This is a genomic window from Vibrio sp. CJQ_6 (genome assembly GCF_043106745.1).
GTDB lineage: Bacteria > Pseudomonadota > Gammaproteobacteria > Enterobacterales > Vibrionaceae > Vibrio > Vibrio furnissii.
This window is the reverse complement of the sequence record NZ_JBICMV010000035.1, coordinates 34,810-53,153: the sequence shown is the minus strand read 5'-3', so window position 1 is coordinate 53,153 and position 18,344 is coordinate 34,810. Positions and strand designations below refer to the sequence as shown.

At 50.8% G+C, this 18,344-nt stretch carries 19 protein-coding genes; 8 read left to right on the top strand and 11 right to left on the bottom strand.

The window, feature by feature from the left end; genetic code table 11:
- The first annotated feature begins 14 nt into the window (after window positions 1-14).
- From dnaX to recR, 3 genes are all read left to right on the top strand, one after another.
- Window positions 15-2,120, top strand: a complete 2,106-nt coding sequence (gene dnaX, locus ACF8PK_RS18235; protein ID WP_392442906.1) for a DNA polymerase III subunit gamma/tau — start codon at window positions 15-17, stop codon at window positions 2,118-2,120.
- Window positions 2,121-2,198: 78 nt separating this feature from the next.
- On the top strand, window positions 2,199-2,528 hold the full coding sequence (locus ACF8PK_RS18230) for a YbaB/EbfC family nucleoid-associated protein (RefSeq protein ID WP_004726608.1): 330 nt from the start codon (window positions 2,199-2,201) through the stop codon (window positions 2,526-2,528).
- Window positions 2,529-2,543: 15 nt separating this feature from the next.
- A complete protein-coding gene (gene recR, locus ACF8PK_RS18225; RefSeq protein WP_004726607.1) occupies window positions 2,544-3,143 on the top strand; it encodes a recombination mediator RecR in 600 nt (199 codons plus the stop codon).
- 54 nt (window positions 3,144-3,197) lie between these two features.
- Here recR and aqpZ read toward each other — a convergent pair whose 3' ends face one another.
- Together aqpZ and ACF8PK_RS18215 are read right to left on the bottom strand one after the other, a co-directional pair.
- Window positions 3,198-3,896, bottom strand: coding sequence for an aquaporin Z (gene aqpZ / locus ACF8PK_RS18220; RefSeq protein WP_004726606.1), 699 nt, complete (start codon window positions 3,894-3,896; stop codon window positions 3,198-3,200).
- Between the two features lie 134 nt (window positions 3,897-4,030).
- Complete coding sequence (locus tag ACF8PK_RS18215) at window positions 4,031-4,279, bottom strand: YkgJ family cysteine cluster protein (protein ID WP_038151358.1); 249 nt, start codon at window positions 4,277-4,279, stop codon at window positions 4,031-4,033.
- Window positions 4,280-4,434: 155 nt separating this feature from the next.
- On the opposite strand from ACF8PK_RS18215, the gene ACF8PK_RS18210 reads away from it, so the two are divergent.
- Entirely contained in the window at window positions 4,435-4,881 is a 447-nt protein-coding gene (locus ACF8PK_RS18210; protein ID WP_004726604.1) for a YcgN family cysteine cluster protein, read from the top strand.
- Window positions 4,882-4,971: 90 nt separating this feature from the next.
- Here ACF8PK_RS18210 and ACF8PK_RS18205 read toward each other — a convergent pair whose 3' ends face one another.
- The 5 genes from ACF8PK_RS18205 to gap all read right to left on the bottom strand — a co-directional run bounded on the left by ACF8PK_RS18205 (window position 4,972) and on the right by gap (window position 9,528).
- Window positions 4,972-5,325: a hypothetical protein gene (locus ACF8PK_RS18205; RefSeq protein WP_004726603.1), complete on the bottom strand. Its 354-nt coding sequence runs from the start codon at window positions 5,323-5,325 to the stop codon at window positions 4,972-4,974.
- 133 nt (window positions 5,326-5,458) lie between these two features.
- Entirely contained in the window at window positions 5,459-6,394 is a 936-nt protein-coding gene (locus ACF8PK_RS18200; RefSeq protein WP_392442903.1) for a ChaN family lipoprotein, read from the bottom strand.
- A gap of 76 nt (window positions 6,395-6,470) precedes the next feature.
- Window positions 6,471-7,301: a 23S rRNA (guanine(745)-N(1))-methyltransferase gene (rlmA, locus tag ACF8PK_RS18195; RefSeq protein ID WP_392442900.1), complete on the bottom strand. Its 831-nt coding sequence runs from the start codon at window positions 7,299-7,301 to the stop codon at window positions 6,471-6,473.
- Window positions 7,302-7,383: 82 nt separating this feature from the next.
- Window positions 7,384-8,268, bottom strand: a complete 885-nt coding sequence (locus ACF8PK_RS18190; protein ID WP_392442898.1) for a D-hexose-6-phosphate mutarotase — start codon at window positions 8,266-8,268, stop codon at window positions 7,384-7,386.
- A 264-nt stretch (window positions 8,269-8,532) separates the two neighbouring features.
- Window positions 8,533-9,528, bottom strand: a complete 996-nt coding sequence (gene gap, locus ACF8PK_RS18185) for a type I glyceraldehyde-3-phosphate dehydrogenase (RefSeq protein WP_143679252.1) — start codon at window positions 9,526-9,528, stop codon at window positions 8,533-8,535.
- A gap of 338 nt (window positions 9,529-9,866) precedes the next feature.
- Here gap and msrB point away from each other — a divergent pair, with 338 nt between their 5' ends.
- A complete protein-coding gene (msrB, locus tag ACF8PK_RS18180) occupies window positions 9,867-10,283 on the top strand; it encodes a peptide-methionine (R)-S-oxide reductase MsrB (protein WP_392442895.1) in 417 nt (138 codons plus the stop codon).
- A gap of 31 nt (window positions 10,284-10,314) precedes the next feature.
- Here the strand turns inward: msrB and ACF8PK_RS18175 are convergent, their stop codons facing one another.
- Window positions 10,315-11,136, bottom strand: a complete 822-nt coding sequence (locus ACF8PK_RS18175; RefSeq protein ID WP_038151480.1) for a DUF2989 domain-containing protein — start codon at window positions 11,134-11,136, stop codon at window positions 10,315-10,317.
- Between the two features lie 111 nt (window positions 11,137-11,247).
- Between ACF8PK_RS18175 and ACF8PK_RS18170 the strand changes: the two genes are divergently transcribed.
- Window positions 11,248-11,532 (top strand): YeaC family protein, encoded by a 285-nt coding sequence (locus ACF8PK_RS18170; RefSeq protein WP_004726596.1) that lies wholly within the window; start codon window positions 11,248-11,250, stop codon window positions 11,530-11,532.
- 75 nt (window positions 11,533-11,607) lie between these two features.
- Here the strand turns inward: ACF8PK_RS18170 and ansA are convergent, their stop codons facing one another.
- Together ansA and sppA are read right to left on the bottom strand one after the other, a co-directional pair.
- Window positions 11,608-12,621 (bottom strand): asparaginase, encoded by a 1,014-nt coding sequence (ansA, locus tag ACF8PK_RS18165; RefSeq protein WP_004726595.1) that lies wholly within the window; start codon window positions 12,619-12,621, stop codon window positions 11,608-11,610.
- A 133-nt stretch (window positions 12,622-12,754) separates the two neighbouring features.
- Complete coding sequence (gene sppA, locus ACF8PK_RS18160; RefSeq protein WP_392442892.1) at window positions 12,755-14,605, bottom strand: signal peptide peptidase SppA; 1,851 nt, start codon at window positions 14,603-14,605, stop codon at window positions 12,755-12,757.
- A 213-nt stretch (window positions 14,606-14,818) separates the two neighbouring features.
- On the opposite strand from sppA, the gene ACF8PK_RS18155 reads away from it, so the two are divergent.
- Complete coding sequence (locus tag ACF8PK_RS18155) at window positions 14,819-16,822, top strand: FAD-dependent oxidoreductase (protein WP_392442889.1); 2,004 nt, start codon at window positions 14,819-14,821, stop codon at window positions 16,820-16,822.
- A gap of 75 nt (window positions 16,823-16,897) precedes the next feature.
- Here the strand turns inward: ACF8PK_RS18155 and purU are convergent, their stop codons facing one another.
- Window positions 16,898-17,731, bottom strand: coding sequence for a formyltetrahydrofolate deformylase (gene purU / locus ACF8PK_RS18150; protein ID WP_004726591.1), 834 nt, complete (start codon window positions 17,729-17,731; stop codon window positions 16,898-16,900).
- Window positions 17,732-18,022: 291 nt separating this feature from the next.
- On the opposite strand from purU, the gene ACF8PK_RS18145 reads away from it, so the two are divergent.
- Window positions 18,023-18,223 (top strand): hypothetical protein, encoded by a 201-nt coding sequence (locus tag ACF8PK_RS18145; protein WP_158140963.1) that lies wholly within the window; start codon window positions 18,023-18,025, stop codon window positions 18,221-18,223.
- Window positions 18,224-18,344: the final 121 nt, after the last annotated feature.

The following is an 18,344-nucleotide window of genomic DNA, read 5'->3' as shown; positions in this document are numbered from 1 at the left end:
TATCGGAAGGTTTCATGAGTTATCTTGCCTTAGCGCGAAAATGGCGACCCACCAAATTTAATGAAGTGGTGGGTCAGGCACATGTATTAACGGCTTTAGAAAATGCTCTGGCGCAAAACCGATTGCACCATGCGTACCTGTTTAGCGGGACGCGCGGTGTCGGTAAAACGACCATTGGTCGCTTGTTTGCCAAAGGGCTGAACTGTGAGACCGGCATCACCGCCACACCGTGTGGTGAATGTGCGACGTGTAAAGAGATCGATCAGGGACGCTTTGTCGACCTGCTGGAGATCGATGCGGCCTCACGAACCAAAGTTGAAGATACGCGTGAACTGCTGGATAACGTTCAGTACAAACCGGCACGCGGCCGCTTCAAGGTTTATCTGATAGATGAAGTGCACATGCTGTCTCGTCACAGCTTCAATGCGCTGCTCAAAACCTTGGAAGAGCCACCGGAGTACGTGAAATTCCTGCTGGCAACGACGGATCCACAGAAACTGCCTGTGACGATTTTGTCGCGCTGTCTGCAATTCCATCTCAAACCGATTAGTGTTGAAAACATTCAGCATCAATTGGCACACATTCTGGCTGTCGAACAGGTCAACAGCGATAACAAAGCACTGGCGATGATTGCGCATGCGGCCGACGGCAGTATGCGAGATGCGCTGAGCTTAACCGACCAAGCGATTGCGCTGGGGAATGGTCAAGTGCAGCCGGATGTGGTGTCTCACATGTTGGGGACACTCGACACCGATCAGGCGCTGCACCTGCTGAAAGCGATGAGCAATAAGCAACCGCAAGCGGTGATGGATTGCATCGAAGCCTTGGCGCAAAACGGAGTGGAATGGGATGGATTGCTACAGCAATTGGCCACTCAGTTGCACCGCATTGCTATGTATCAAGCATTGCCCTCGAGCATTGATAAAGCGCAGCCTGATGCCGAAACCATTGAGTGGTTGGCCAAGGCGTTGACGCCGCAAGATGTTCAGCTTTACTACCAAATCGCATTGAAAGGGCGCGATGATCTGTCGTTGTCGCCAACGCCGCGCATCGGGATCGAAATGATTACCTTGCGAATGATGGCGTTTCGACCGTCTCAAGCATCGATCACGCATGTGATTTCGACTCAGTCGGCAGCAGTGGCACCAAGCCAGCCTCAAGTGAGTCAGCCCGTGGCGACGCCTGCTGCGCAAGCATCGCAACCCATGCCAAGCAAACCACAGCCTTCGGCGCCGGTTCATCCTGCCGCGAGTGCGCCAGAGCCGATGCAGCAGCCTGCGTCAATGCAACAGCCAGAGCCGCAGTCGCAACCAGTCAGAGCAGCGTCACACGCTGATACTCCCATGCAACCGACGCCGCAAGCAACGTCACAACCAACGCCGCAACAAACGGCGGAGCGTGACAATAAGCCATCACCGATGGTGGGATTGCGTCATCAACTGCGCTCTCAACGTCAAGGCTTGGCTCAGAAAGGTACGGATCCAAAAAAGCCTGAAGCGGCATCTGCTAAACCGGTTTCGGTTCTTGAGCGTGTAGCCCAGCGTGGTCAACATGCCGCGCAGATGTCGCCTTATTCTGCGCCGTCTGTTGACGACACACCGGATGATGAAGCGTATCAGTGGCGACCAACGCAAAACTTGCCGACTCCCACGCAGGAAAAAAGCGAGTTAACCCCAACGCAGATCAAACGCGCGTTAGAACACGAAAAAACGCCGGAAATGACCGCGAAACTGATTCATGAAGCGATTGAATTGGATGAGTGGGCGAACATTGTCCAGCGTTTGCATACGGCGAAGCTGGTGGAACAGCTCGCATTGAACTCAACGTATAAGAAGAGTGGCGCGTCGATTGAGCTGACATTGCGCCCATCGCACGCGCACCTCAATACGGATAAAGCGCAGAGTGAACTTCTGCAAGCGTTGAATGACCAATTACAAGAGGATTGCCATTTGTCCGTCACGATTGGTGACGACGGTGAAACGCCTCTTGAGCTGCGAGAGCGCCTGTACCAAGGCAAACTCTCACAAGCCATCGACCATTTGGTGGCTGATCCTACGGTACAATTTATTGAGCGACGTTTTAGCGCTGAACTTGATAAAGACAGCGTTAGACCGATTTAACGGCAACGGTGGGCTTGAGATTTACACCAATCAACCCCACAGTATGTAAAACAATCAAGACAAACCAGAGAGACAAAGATGTTTGGTAAAGGCGGTATGGGCAACCTAATGAAGCAAGCCCAACAAATGCAAGAACGCATGCAAAAGCTTCAAGAAGAAATCGCAAACATGGAAATCACCGGTGAATCTGGTGCTGGTCTGGTCAAAGTGACAATCACTGGTAGCCACAGCGTACGCCGTGTTGACATCGACGAGAGTCTGATGGAAGACGACAAAGAGATGCTGGAAGACCTGATTGCTGCTGCGTTTAACGACGCTGCGCGCCGTGTTGAAGAAGCTCAGAAAGAAAAAATGGCGGGCGTGACTGGCGGTATGCAACTACCACCAGGCATGAAAATGCCGTTCTAACGACGAGTTAATTTAATGCGTACCAGTCATATGCTGGAGCATTTGATGGAGGCCTTACGTTGTCTGCCGGGGGTAGGTCCCAAGTCAGCGCAGCGTATGGCCTTTCATTTGTTGCAACGAGACCGCAAAGGTGGCTTGCAACTGGCAGATGCTCTGAGTCAGGCGATGGTGGAAATCGGCCATTGCAGCGAATGTCGCACCTTCACTGAAGAAGAGGTGTGTCACATCTGTCAAAACCCGAAACGTCAGGAAAACGGCCAACTTTGTGTGGTGGAAAGCCCAGCGGATATCGCTGCGGTGGAAGCGACCGGCCAGTACTCCGGACGTTACTTTGTGTTGATGGGGCACCTGTCACCACTGGATGGGATTGGACCGAGTGACATTGGCTTGGATGTGCTGGATTTTCGTCTTCAACGCGGCGGAATTTCCGAAGTGATTCTGGCCACAAACCCGACGGTGGAAGGCGAAGCAACCGCACATTACATTGCAGAGTTGTGCCGCGAACATGACGTGTCAGCCAGCCGAATCGCTCACGGCGTCCCGGTTGGCGGCGAGCTGGAATTGGTGGATGGCACCACGCTGTCCCACTCATTACTCGGCCGACAAAAGTTGTAAAAAAACCGCGCTTTCAAGCGCGGTTTTTTATAAAGCAGAGTGTCATTCAATCACTTAAGCAGTGACTTTTTCTGCCAGCAGTGAACGATAAATCAATGCACCCAGAGCACCACCAACAATTGGTGCCAACCAGAATAGCCACAATTGAGAAATCGCCCAGTCACCCACAAACAATGCAACCGCAGTACTACGCGCTGGGTTCACAGATGTGTTGGTTACAGGAATGCTGATGAGGTGGATCAGTGTCAAGCACAGGCCGATTGCGATAGGCGCAAAACCTTGTGGTGCACGGCGGTCGGTAGCGCCCATGATGACCAACAGGAACATGGCTGTCATGACGACTTCACAAACCCAAGCGGCGGTCAAAGAGTAACCGCCAGGTGAGTGTTCACCAAAACCATTCGCAGCAAAACCTGACGCAGCGACATCAAAACCAGCTTGACCTGATGCAATGACATATAGAATCGCTGCCGCAATCACACCACCAATCACTTGGAATACGATGTAAGGGATCACGTCTTTTGTTGAGAAACGGCCGCCAACCCACAGGCCAACAGTCACGGCTGGGTTGAGGTGACAACCTGAGATGTGACCAATAGCGAATGCCATTGTCAAAACGGTTAAACCAAATGCGAGTGCCACACCGAGCAAGCCAATGCCGACATCCGGAAATCCTGCAGCCAATACAGCGCTACCACAACCACCGAGAACCAACCAAAAGGTGCCGAACATTTCGGCAATATACTTATTCATGAGTTTTAACCTTACAAAGTGTATGGGAAGTCCCAAAATTCGGTAGGAAAATACTGCGAATTGAATAAGCCAAAGTCAGGATATTGCAAATACTAAGGTCGTTTAGCAAAAACAAAGATTGTGAAACTGGTTGTTTATGTCAGTTGTTCCAATTCCGTGAGATTAGCCAATGCTTCTTGGTTGGTTTTGCCGCAAACCACTGGGCAGGGTTTGAAATGGTGGCACACAGCGGGGCGCTCTGGTTTGCCGAATAACTGACACAGATTATTCTCGTTGAGCTGAATACAACGTGTTCCGGCCGGTTTGCCATTGGGCATGCCCGGGATCGGGGAAGAGATGCTTGGAGCAATGCAGCAGGCGCCGCAACCTAATCGACAATCCATCATGACCTCGTATTTGTGTATCCGCTCGATAAGGCCGCCGATCCTAACAGAAATATCGGATCATCACAGCGAAATCGCAGAATATTTATCCTTGAACTTTGTGGGGGAGGAAGGTATAAATCGTCCCCCTGAAACAAGACAGGAAAACAGAAGTGATGAGTACTCCATTTTGGCAAAGTAAAACGCTGGATCAGATGACAGAAGCAGAGTGGGAATCTCTGTGTGACGGCTGTGGCAAATGCTGCCTGCACAAGCTAATGGATGAAGACTCCGACGAGGTGTATTACACCAACGTTGCCTGTAGCTGGCTGAACAGCGAAACCTGCGCTTGTAAAGATTACCCAAATCGTTTCACTTCTGGTGAAGAGTGCCTGAAACTGACTCGCGATAAAATTGATGAGTTCAACTGGTTGCCGGATACTTGCGCCTACCGCTTGTTGGCGGCAGGCGATACGTTGCCACCATGGCACCCGTTGATCACCGGTTCAAAAGAAGCGATGCACGCAGCTCAAGAAAGCGTGCGTAATAAAGTGGTGTATGAAATTGATGTTATCGACTGGGAAGACCACATTTTGAACCATCCCGGACGAGATAGCCTGTAAGCTGCTCGGATCAAAAAAGCCAACCGTCTGATGCGATACGCATGCCCGGTTGGCTTTTTGCTATGTGAGCCACGGAAAGACCATCAACGGTTAAAGCAGTAACAAAATACTGCCGACGGTTGCCGCAGCGGAAAGATATTGCCCCGCCGAATACGACGAATCATCTTCTTTCTTCACATCATCTGGATGGCCCATGCCCAAGGCGCCATAGGTAAAGGCTTCGACCTTATCCCCTAAGCTTTTATCTTGAATATTGGGGGTTTTTCCCTCTTCAATTTCCTTGAGTGCGGCCAGCAATGCTTTGCCTTCTTCAGAGAGGGTGACCTTATTTTGCTCAACCTTGAGTGGCGCCGATTCTGACTTGGCGTCATTGTTTGCCGTCGCCTGAGATCTCACCGTTTGGGGGGAATACAGCTGTGCTGATCCTACGCCTACTGGGTTCATACATCTCTCCTAAATTGTCTCTCAGTCACTATATCGACAGGGGGGTGAAAAACTTGTGCGATTTTTACACATTTTGTGTGCTAATTCGTCAAGCAAACATTGTGCCTGTTTTTAGATTTTCTGAGAGATAACCTCATTCCTGATGTGCGGTGGTGTCGCAGGTGAGATCGGCGTTGCGATGTTTCAATTGGCGAAACGCTGCCATCTGGTGCTCAGGTTGCACGTAGCGAACCGGTGGCGGCAGGACACGCAGTTGGTAATCTTGGCTTTGGGATTGCCACTCTGCCATTGGGGTGACGACCACAACGTTAAGCGCTGGGTTACGGCGCAAAATGGCGGCGGCCGTCCCGAGCCCATTTTGCGTATGGAACAAACCTGCAATGTGCATCACGCGTGCCTCAGGGTGCTTTGTGAGGTAGTTGACGATGCTTTCAGCCATGGTTTCATCCCAAGTCACTTGTGCGGCAAATTGGTTTTCCGTTTGCTCTGGTGTGCCGTGATGCATGGAGGCCATAAACTGTTGTTTGTATGGAGAGTCGTTGGTGTTGATCTGTTGGGCGACGAACGAACGGTTGGCTGCATCCAACTGAGAAAGATAACTGAGTCCTTGTCGGCCAATACAGCGCACAATCGGTTTGGGTGCGTTGGCGGCAATCACATCCAGTTGTTGTTGCTTTGCCAATTCCACCAAGGGGCGGTAGTCACTCTCGTAATTTGGCCATGCGTTTGCTTGCTGAATCAGGTACTGTTCGCCAATCGTGCCCTGTAGATAGTCATTGAGCAACGCTTGCTTGTCGCGAGAAAACTGCTCCATAGAGAGTGCAACCGGGCGCTCTTCTTGGCTGAGCGTTTGCAATAAATCGGTTTGAAAGCGATGAATACCAGTGTGAGTGTGCCATTCCCCAACCAGAATGACATCAGCATGGCGAATCGCATGACGAAATTGCGTAAGTGAGCGCACTTCGCCCGTCGGCGTCGCGAGTTGATAGTCGTAATAGGTCGAGACTGGGGGTGTTGCAGCGCAGCCCATAAGGGCAGCGGAAAGCAGTAGGGGTAGGGCAAATCGCATAAAGGCCTCCATTGAAAACCGGCTCATGGTAATGGAGTGCCTTTTGAGTTGCAAATAAAATGAGAATTATTATCGTTTATTCGTTGGCACTCAGCTTGCGATAAACACGCAACATAAAGTCAGCTTCACATTCAAACTGTTCGGATGCGCGAATCTGCGCTTTAAATGCGTCGCTGGCTCGCCATGCGAACGGAGTCATTTGTAACAGATCAAAGGCCACTTCACCGGGTAATGTCATCATATAGTTGATTTTTTGCTCGGTTTCCAGCGCAAAGCCCTCAATGTGTTCAGGCTGCTCTTCGTGCAGACGAACGTCTTGATAAATGCCTTGTTTAAACTGATAGAGGTGGCGTGCCGCAGGCGTGACCGTGATCACCACGCCATGGTCACGAACACACCGTTGCAGCTCTTCTGCTTTGCATGGTGCGTAAATCCGTAAAATGCCATCTAACGCGTGATCAGCAAACGGCAGACGATGACTTGAGGCCACAGTGAATTCGCAATTGGTGTAGCGTTTGGCCGCGTAGCGCACGGCAACCTTTGAGATGTCTAAACCGTACGTTTGGGCCTGGGTGTGTTGCGCTTGCAGTGCTTTCGCCACATAAGTGGTGTAGTAGCCTTCGCCGCAGCCAATGTCGAGTAGCTGATGTTCTGTGCCTTCTAGCGCCTCGGCGCACAGAGTGGCTACTTGATCGCGCATGGGGTCATAGTGCCCGCCTTCGAGAAAACGGCGACGCGCCTGCATCATCTCTTTATTGTCACCGGGATCTTTGGAGCGCTTGTGATGCGCAGGCATCAGGTTGACGTAGCCTTCTTTGGCGACATCAAACTGATGACGGTTTTCGCAGGCGTAAGTCTGACCGGTTAACGTTAAGGGATGCTGACATAAAGGGCACTGATAAGACATGGTGATCTCGCGTAAAAAATTAAGGCGTCAGTTTAGCGGCAAGCTCACAAAATAAAAAGGACAGCCGAAGCTGTCCTGCGCATTATTTCACGGACAAGGTGGTCGCCAGAACATGCTGTTCGCCGGGTTGTAGCGTTTTACCCGCGGCTAGACATGGGGCATGCAGGGTGGATTCCACACACAGCATGGTTTTGTAACCCTCGTCAGTCATGTCACTCAAGGATGCGGCACCTTGCGCCCAAGGGTTCCACAATACCGCAGCGTTATGGCCGCTGTTTTCAACGATGAGCGTACGTTGTAGCACGGGATCTTGCACGTGCACTTGTGCTTCGGGTTGTGTGTAAACGCGATCAATGGTGTCGGTCAGTACCAACGTCTCGCCACCGTGGCAGACTTTGGCGTCTTGCAAGCTGTCGATGTATTCGGAGCCCATCCCGGTGGTGGTCACTTGGGTGATGTCGGCCACGTTGAGGTAGGTGTGTAAGGCGCCTGAGAAGACCCAAGCTTTCTCATCGGTATTGGTGATTTCCAACGAAACGGTCAATTGCTCGGAAACCTCAACATGCAAACGCACAGAGAAGTGATAAGGCCAGATCGCCATCGTTGCATCGTTGTGCATTAAACCGAGTGTCACGATGACGCCATGCTCGTTTTCACGATGTTCAATCAATTGCCATTCGCTGGTGCGGGCAAAGCCATGCCCTGGATTGGCCAAGCGTCCGAACCAAGGCCAGCACACGGGAATACCGCCGCGTAGTGCTGCTTTGCCGTCAAACACTGCAGCGTCGCTCATCCAGATCAGGTCGGGTTGACCTGCAGGTTGAAACGACACCACATGACCGCCGTGCAGCGCGATACCCGCTGTGGCTTTGTCATGTATCACGCGAACAATTTTGACTTGGTCGTGTTCAACGACGGTCACGCAATCTGACAATACAGTCAGTGCAGGAAGAGAGTGTAAATCCATATCTAACGCTCCTGAGTAATGCGCTCCGGACCAGCATACCGAGTGGCTACCGTCTCCAAGACCTTGTCGGGCATGCCTTTCAAGGCTTCGTCCAGTCAGTGGACGAGTGGCTCAACCTATTCGCCGTGGGTAAGCGGGGAACGCTTGGGTCAATCGACGGTATCGAATCCGCCGATCAAAATTCAGATACTAAAAAGGCGACTCGAGAGCCGCCTTTTTCATTCTGCGCTTTATCTAAATGATAAGCTTCGCTGAATGCTTACATTATTTAGAGATGTGAGCGATCAGGTCTAGAACTTTGTTTGAGTAACCGATTTCGTTGTCGTACCAAGATACAACTTTAACGAATTTGTCAGTCAGTGCGATACCTGCTGCAGCATCAAAGATTGAAGTGCGAGTGTCGCCGTTGAAGTCAGTAGATACTACTGCATCTTCAGTGTAGCCTAGTACGCCAGCAAGTTCGCCTTCAGAAGCTGCTTTCATTGCTGCTTTGATGTCATCGTAAGATGCTGCTTTTTCTAGGTTAACAGTTAGGTCAACTACAGATACGTTTGCAGTTGGTACGCGGAAAGCCATACCAGTCAGTTTGCCGTTTAGTTCTGGAAGAACAACGCCTACTGCTTTAGCTGCACCAGTTGAAGATGGGATGATGTTTTGAGAAGCACCACGACCACCGCGCCAGTCTTTCGCAGAAGGACCGTCAACAGTTTTTTGAGTTGCAGTAGTTGCGTGAACTGTAGTCATCAGACCAGACTCGATGCCGAAGTTGTCGTTAAGAACTTTAGCGATAGGAGCCAGACAGTTAGTAGTACAAGAAGCGTTAGAAACGATGTCTTGACCTGCGTAAGTAGTGTGGTTAACACCCATTACGAACATTGGAGTTTTGTCTTTTGAAGGACCAGTCAGAACAACTTTTTTCGCGCCAGCTTCGATGTGTTTACGAGCAGTTTCGTCAGTCAGGAATAGACCAGTTGCTTCTGCTACAACGTCAACACCGATTTCGTTCCATTTCAGGTCCGCTGGGTTGCGTTCTGCAGTTACACGTACAGTTTTGCCGTTAACGATCAGGTTACCGCCTTCAACTTCAACAGTACCGTTGAAACGGCCGTGAGTTGAGTCGTATTTCAGCATGTATGCCATGTAATCTACGTCGATCAGGTCGTTGATACCTACAACTTCGATGTCATTGCGCTCTTGCGCTGCACGGAATACGAAACGACCGATACGGCCAAAACCGTTAATACCTACTTTGATAGTCATTATAGTTGCTCCACAACTTAATTTCTGATTAAAGATAACTGGTAGTAAAATTACAGATTCCAGTAAAAGTCTGCAACAGATAATCGGACTTAACTTGTTTAAAGTCAAAAAAAAGCGTCGCTTTTTTTAACATTCAGTTGCAAACGGTTAGTTTTTAAACTCGAGCCTGCTTATTATCTCTACCAATTGACGTAAAATACCCGAGTTATCTTAGGTAAATTAGAAAGCGAAAGTCCACCGCATCATGGTGAGAAAGTATGTGCTACAAAGCGCAAAACGCGCAAGTTTTTATACAAAAAAAGCGCATCAATACGCTGTAAAAAAGGAAATGAAGTACCGTGGTTCAGAAAGTAGATAAAGTAACGAAGCCTGATGAATACTGGCGTGGGCGACTCAGTGATGAAGCATTTCGTGTGTGTCGCGAGCAAGGTACAGAGGCACCATTCAGTGGCAAACTGCTGCACAACAAAGCGGACGGGATTTACTACTGCACTTGCTGTGAAGCGCCCCTTTTCCGTTCAGAAAACAAGTATGATTCGGGCTGTGGTTGGCCAAGTTTTGATGCCCCTGTGAGCCCAGAGGCGATTCGCTATTTAGATGATCGCAGTCACGGAATGGTGCGTACGGAGATTCGCTGCGCGGCGTGTGATTGCCACTTAGGGCACGTTTTTCCCGATGGTCCTGTGACAACCGGGGAACGCTATTGTGTCAATTCAGTGTCGTTAATTTTCAACAAAAATAACAATAAGCGCTGAAATTTTCATCGCTTATTGTTTAATCTTTACATCATTCGATAACGGTAGGCACTAAACGGCGGGAATACTGCCCTGATTTGATCGCTTTGGTGACGTCATCGGCCAAGGATTGTAAACGAGCGAACTTTTCTTGGCTGAAGCCGTAAAGGCGTTCCAGTTCGGCAGGTGTGGCTAAGGGCACGCCAAACGCTTTGCCGACCATGGCCCATACATAGGCATGTTCTTTGTCGTTGAGGACTTGATACGTACTCGCCAGCGATTTGAAAATCTCGATATTGACCGATTGAGCGTCACTCAGCTCTAACGCACGGTTCAGCAACTGAATGGTTTTTTCACGGTTGCGCGAGGTATAAAAGGTGGCGAGTGCGAATTGCATCTCGGCGGTGTCCAGTTCTGGTGTCCCTTCCATCTGCAAAAATTCACGTCGTGCTTGGTTATCGCCGGTTTGGCTCCACAGGAAATAGAGCGATTGCGGCGTGCGCATCTGATGCAGCTCTTTCACCAATCGTTCTTGTTCTTTGCCTGAGTTGATCAGCGCATCAAAGCGTTTTTGTTTGAGCGCCGTTTGATCAATCGGTTGAATTTGCGAAGCCAATTCAAGGCATTTTCGGTAGGCACTCACCAAGGTGTATTCTTGAATCTTGTTATCGACCGTCGGATTTTTGAGTACCGCATAGCGGTGCCAGATCAGATCGGTGCGTGGAATACGGCATTGGCCGTCGTCCATATTGAGCTGCTCACAGCGCAAATTTGGATTGTCTGCGCACAGCTTCTCCGTATTCTTGCGATTCTCAAAACAGCCACTGAGCAGCAGTGGCAGAGACAAAATTAGTAAAGTTTTTACGCTGTTCATCATGTTAGCTTGTGATCCGATACACTTATTTATTTAGCTGGTCTTGACTCGAAATGCCAGCCAGTTAAGGTGACGCGAACTGTTTTTATAAGCGTTTATTAGGAAACAATCATGGATGCAAATCAATTAATCGATGCTATTACACCGGAAGCGTATGATCGTTTGGTGTTCGCGGTAGAAACGGGTAAGTGGCCTGAGGGTACACTACTTTCTCAGGAGCAGCGAGATTACTGTATGCAAGCTGTGATGTTGTATCAATCCAAGCACAATCTGAACGCTGACCACATGACGGTGGGCGTTGGGGGCGATGTGGTGTTTAAGTCGAAAGCGGAGCTGAAAAAGCGTTTTCAGGCAGGGCAAGACGACATCATGCGAGTGAATCCGAACCAAGAGTAAGTGGTCGGTTTATCCTGGTCTCACATGGCATAAAAAACCCCGCATCGGCGGGGTTTTGTGTGTCTACAGAATGCGTTACAGGCTCATTTCGCCACGCAGTACTTGCTGCATGCGCACTTTCACTTCTTCGTAAGACAAATTCTGGCTCAGTAAATAGTGCAATTTTGCTAGCGCCGCTTCCGGCGTCATGTCGTAACCACTGATCACGCCAGCATCCGCCAGCGCGCAGCCTGTGGCGTAGCCACCCATGTTCACTTTACCGGCCAAACATTGCGTCAGGTTCATCACGATCACGCCACGTTCAGAGGCATCATGCAATTGGGCCAACAGTTCTGGGTTTTGCGGTGCATTGCCGACACCGAAGGTCAGCAAAATCATAGCGTTGACGGGCTGCAATAAGGTGTTACGAATTACTTCGTGTGAAATGCCCGGGTACATGGTGATCACCCCGATTGGCTGCGGTGTGATGTTTTGAACGCGGAATTCGCCTTCCGGTTGTACACCAAGCTTGACGTTGCCACTCACTTGAATGTTGATGCCCGCTTCCAGCAGAGGAGGCAGGTTGGGGGAGGTGAACGCGTTAAAGCCGTCCGCATGTGATTTGGTACTGCGGTTGCCGCGCATCAACTGATTGTTGAAGAACAAAGTCACTTCGTTGATCGGGTAATTGGCCGCAATGTGCAGGGCGTTTAACAGGTTCGCCTGACCGTCTGAACGCAGTTCAGCCAGTGGAATTTGTGAACCGGTCACAATCACAGGTTTGCCGAGATTTTCCAGCATGAAAGACAACGCCGAGGCGGTGTAGGCCATGGTGTCAGTACCATGCAGGATCACAAAGCCATCGTATTTGTCGTAATTATCGCGAATGTCATCGGCAATCTTCTGCCAATCTTCAGGCGTCATGTCTGACGAGTCGATCAGCGGCTCGTATTCGTGAATGGTGAACTGTGGCATTTCTGCACGGTGGAATTCCGGCATACTGGCCAACTGCTTTTCCATAAAGCCTTCGACAGGTACATAACCATGATCGGATTTTTTCATACCGATGGTGCCGCCGGTGTAGGCGATATAGATATGCTTTCTTGTCATGGGATAAATCACTTATTGTAGGGGAACAGAACGCGGATTATAGCGAAAACCACTGCAATAAAAAGAGGCGCTTCTAACAAAGCGCCGCTTAGGAACCTGCTGGTAAGAGCAGTGGTGATAAGGCTTGCCGCTGTTATTCCACCTGACAGGTGAGACAAAACGCGTAATACCCTTTCGGATCGTTGAAGCTGCTCAACAGGTTGGCATCAGAAACCAGCTGCTTTGTCGCCGGTTTAAGTGCGTCTGGCATCAAGCTGGAGACATCAAGTCCAAGTCCCACGCGCACCTGACCAAACAGATCTTGCAAGAATTGCTGCGCTGGGCTCAAGGGTTCCTCTACCCAATACAGGTTGTATGTGTCCAGTTTCGCGAGGCTGGCTGCCAGTGCGACGGCATCATCGAAGTCGCCGAGCTTATCGACCAACCCCAATTTTTGCGCATCTTGCGCGGTCCACACACGGCCTTGCGCCACTTTATCGACCTCTTGTTCTGACATGTGACGGTGTTCCGCCACCAGAGAAATGAAGCGGTGGTAGCCGTGTTCAATGCCCATTTGCAGCGCATCTTTGATGCCATCGCTCAGGCCGGTGGTGACCCCCACGCCGGAGAACGGTGACGTGCCCACGCCGTCGGTGTAGATCCCCAGTTTATTCAACCCTTTTTCAAACGTGGTAATGACGCTGAAGATGCCAATGGAGCCAGTCAGCGTGGTGGGCTGCGCAACGATTTGATCGCCGCTCATCGAGATCCAGTACCCGCCAGAGGCGGCTAAGCTCGACATAGAAATCACCACCGGTTTACCGGCCGCTTTGATCGCCTCGATTTCATTACGAATCACTTCAGAGGCAAACGCGCTGCCCCCTGGGCTGTCGACACGCAGCACGACGGCTTTCACTTTGTCATCGTTTCGCGCCTGACGCAGCAAGGACGCCAATGTATCGCCGCCTACGGTACCTCGAGGTTGAACTCCGTCCATGATGGCGCCGCTGGCAACCACCACCGCGATGTCGTCTGCGGCCATGTCAAAGATTGGTGACACGGTCGCGCGGTAATCGTAATAGCTCATGGCGTTGTAGCTGTCGTCGCCGTCACTGCCAAACACGTCGGTCAGCTCGGCACGCACTTGTTGTCGTGTGGCGAGTTCATCGACTAAACCGGCTTTGAGTGACAAATCCGCCAGGTTGCCTGATGACTGTTTCAGCAGTGCCAAAAATTCATCCATACTCGGTGTGAGCGTTTTCGCATCGATCTGACGGTTGGTTGCCACGTCATCCACATACGCTCCCCACAGTTGGGTCAACCAGCGAGACGCGGATTCGCGCGCGGCATCGGACATGTCGTCACGGATGAACGGCTCAATGGCTGATTTGTAAGTGCCGACACGGAACACGTGCGTGTTGACGTCAAGTTTTTCCAACAGCGTTTTGTAATACAGATTGTAGGCACTGTAGCCGCGTAGCATCACCGCACCATCAGGCGAAAGAAAAATTTTGTCGGCGTAGCTGGCAAGGTAATACTGACTTTGATTGTAGAAATCACCCACCGCATAGACCGGTTTCCCGGACGCTTTAAACTCGTTGATCGCTTTGGCGATATAACGCAGTTTGGTCAAATTGGTTTCAGGCAGATCGCGCAGCGCCAACACCAACCCCGTCACTTGCTGATCATCTTTGGCATAACGCAGCGTATCGACGATATCAAACAAGACGTTTTCTTTAGGTAAATCCTGCCCCAGGACCGAGCTGGCAAACGAGTCCATGGGGTTCACGTAGGTTCGTTGTTCGACAATCGGACCAGATAAATTCAGCACCAATGCCGAGGCTTTATCGACGGTGGGGGTAGGCGACTCAGCATGAATATAGATGAAGTAAATGATGGCGATGCTGAGCAGGAATATCAGGTTGGTGAGGGCAAGACGAATAAAAGTAATGACCTTCCAAATACCTTTAAAAATCAGCCCAATAAATCGGAATAGTTGTTTCATTGTGTCTCCAATGCAACAAGTGAGTGACTTGTTGAGGATAGCTCGGATAAGTTCCCGAGAGATATGAATGAGTTACATCCTACGTTATTCATTATACCCAAACAACTGCAAGATTGATCGGTGTTACAAAAATGTAAACGCTTGTTTGATTTTTCGTTGGGCTGAGAATATTCTGGTCAGACCAATAAGGATAACGATAAAAGTGATGTCGCCATGTACCCACATCTGCTAAAGCCTTTAGACTTAGGATTCACTCAACTGCGCAACCGCGTCTTGATGGGATCGATGCATACCGGTCTTGAAGAACACAAGGAAGGACTCCACAAACTCGCTGCCTTTTACGAAGAGCGCGCCAAAGGTGGCGTTGGGCTTATCGTGACCGGTGGTTTCTCGCCCAATTTGCGTGGGCGTCTGCACCCATTCAGTGCCGAATTTAGTAAAACCAAACATGCCAAAGCGCATAAGGTGGTGACGGAAGCGGTTCATCGTCACGGCGGTAAAATTGCGCTGCAATTGCTGCATGCAGGGCGTTACGCCATGCACCCATTTTCTCAAAGTGCGTCGTCCATCAAAGCGCCGATCGCCAAGTTTGCACCAAGTGAAATGAGCCCACGTCAGATTCGTAAAACCATCGACGCGTTTGCCAACAGCGCGGAACTGGCCCAATTGGCGGGCTACGATGGGGTCGAAGTGATGGGCTCGGAAGGGTATTTGCTCAACCAATTTATCTGTAAGCGCACCAACATGCGCTACGACGACTGGGGCGGTAGCTACGAAAACCGCATTCGATTCCCCCTCGAAGTGGTGCGCGCGATTCGCGAAGCCGTCGGCAAAGAATTCATCATTATCTTCCGCTTGTCGATGCTCGATTTGGTCGAAGAAGGCAGTACGTTTGAAGAAGTACTGATGCTGGCGAAAGCGCTGGAAGCGGCTGGCGTCACCATCATCAACACGGGCATTGGCTGGCATGAAGCGCGCATTCCGACCATCGCGACGCAAGTGCCGCGCGCCGCATTCACGTGGGTGACGGAGAAAATCAAACCGCACCTGAACGTGCCCGTCGTGACGTGTAACCGCATCAATACGCCGGAAGAAGCAGAGAAAATTGTCGCCAGCGGGCAGGCGGATCTGGTGTCGATGGCGCGTCCGTTCTTGGCAGACCCAGAATTTGTTGCGAAAGCGGAGCAGGGCAAATCGGCGCTGATCAACACGTGTATTGGCTGTAACCAAGCGTGTCTCGACAACATTTTCCGTGGTAAACGGGCAAGCTGCATGGTCAACCCGCGTGCCTGTTATGAAACTGAAATTGTGGTGCAACCGGCGAGCGTGAAGAAGAAAGTTGCGGTGATTGGCGCCGGCCCTGCCGGTCTTGCCAGTGCAACGACGCTTGCAGAGCGGGGGCATGAGGTTGATTTGTTTGAGCGCAATGACCGCATTGGCGGCCAATTCCGCTTGGCGATGCAGATCCCGGGCAAGGAAGAATTTCGTGAAACCATTCGCTATTTCGCCAACCGTTTGGATGAAACGGGTGTGCGTTTGCACCTCGACACCGAAGTGACGTATGACATGCTGGCGGGGTACGACGAGGTCGTGATGGCGTCTGGCGTGGCGCCGCGCAAAGTGAATATTGAGGGCGTGGATAACCCCGAGAAAGTGGTCGATTATCAAACGCTGATTCGCGAAAAAACACCGGTTGGCGAAAAAGTCGCTATCGTTGGTGCTGGTGGCATTGGCGTGGATGTGGCGACCATGATCACCGAACCTCAAGGGCACCATCTAGACGACTGGTTGCATGAATGGGGCATTGATACCGACATTGCGCACCCCGGCGGTTTGTATCCTCATCCGGATTCGGTCAGCGACAAAGAAGTGTGGCTGCTGCAACGCCGCAAAGGTCGCGTGGGTCGTGGCCCGGGCAAAACCACCGGTTGGATTCACAAACGGACGTTGGAAAAACGCGGCGTGCATTTAGTCGGTGGCGTGCGTTATGACAAGATTGACCCGCACGGGTTGCACATAACCATTGATGAGCAGCAACGCTTATTGGAAGTCGATACCGTGGTGATCTGTGCCGGTCAAGAGTCGGTTCGTCCATTTGAAGACCAATGGGCGCAACTGGGCGATAAACTGCATGTGATTGGGGGGGCCGAGCATGCCGGTGAGTTGGATGCGGTGCGTGCGATTCGCCAAGGGGTGACGTTAGCCATCAAACTGTAAGCTGACGAGCATAGAGCACGACTGAGCATGACAAAAAGGCGCCTTGAGCGCCTTTTTTACACCTCAACCTTGTAGTTACAGGATGACGGTCTTGTTGCCGTAGACAATCACATGGTCGTTGAGCACTTTGCCCAGCGCTTTGCTCAGTACGCTCTTTTCTACATCGCGGCCTGCTTGCGCCATGTCTTGTGCACTGAACGTGTGATCGACGGGAATCACATCTTGTTTGATGATCGGCCCTTCATCGAGATCGTTGGTCACGAAGTGGGCTGTCGCGCCGATGATCTTCACGCCGCGTTCATACGCTTGTTGGTATGGTTTCGCCCCAATAAATGCCGGCAGGAAGCTGTGGTGAATGTTGATGATTTTGTGGTGGTATTTTTCCACAAAGCCCGGCGTTAACACGCGCATGTACTTCGCCAGCACCACGTAATCCGGTTGGTACTGGTCAATCACTTCCAGCATGTTTTGCTCATGCTCTTGGCGGTTGAGCCCTTCGTGAGACACGCAGTGATACGGAATATCAAACTTCTCCGTCAGCCCTTGCAGGGTGTCGTAGTTCCCCGCGACCGCGGCGATGTCCACATCTAGACTGCCGTCAAAGTTCTTCATCAGAATGTCGCCTAGGCAATGTGCTTCTTTGGTCACCAGAATCACGATACGTTTGCGGCTAGAGTCGATAAGTTTACGCTTCGCACCTTGCGGCAGCGCTTGGTCTAAATCGGCCAGCAGCGTTTCATCGTTGAAGTAACCTTCCAGCTCAGTGCGCATGAAAAAATGGCCGCTGGTGTTATCCACATACTCGCTGTTGTGAATGATGTTGAGTTGGTGCTTGTAACAAATATTGGTGATTTTTGCGATCAAACCTGGGGCATCTGTACAATGCGTGAGGAGCGTTTTCTTTTCCATTAATACAACTTCCGTGCATTTCTTTTATTCTGAAATCCCTCGTCAACCGGACACGCTACTTCTCGTGCACTTGGGTTGGTGCGCTGAGCGCAGTAACCCCAAGTTGTCGGCGTTTATTTGTCCAGTGCGCTGGGATGCATAACAAGATGGGCGACTCAGAACGGTCGGGCAGCCCAAAATATAGCGTCTATAATTAATCTATTCTCACATCGGTTTCAACAACTATCAGGGGTGCTGCGGGTTGACGGTGGTTTAACCCCCGGCTTTTTGTGTGCTTTCAAGGTGGTGTTTATGGATAAAGAACTGCTTGCGCGTAAGTTGTATGTTGAACGCGTTTCTGAACTGATGGGCGACCAACCCATCAATCAAGCGTTGCTCGATACGTTATGGGACAACAAGGCCTCGCCCGCGGAAGCGGCACGCGTGATGTCAGAGATGGGCACCGGCTACGATGCCCCGCCGTGGATGGCGCGTTATCTGAACCGGCGTTAACTTGTCTTTGTGAACCTAGCTTTGTGAACCTAGCTCTTCATGAACCTAGCTTCGTGAATCTGGCTTCATTAACCGGGTGACGTTATCTTGGCTTCGTTCACTAGATTGGTTTTTCTTCGAT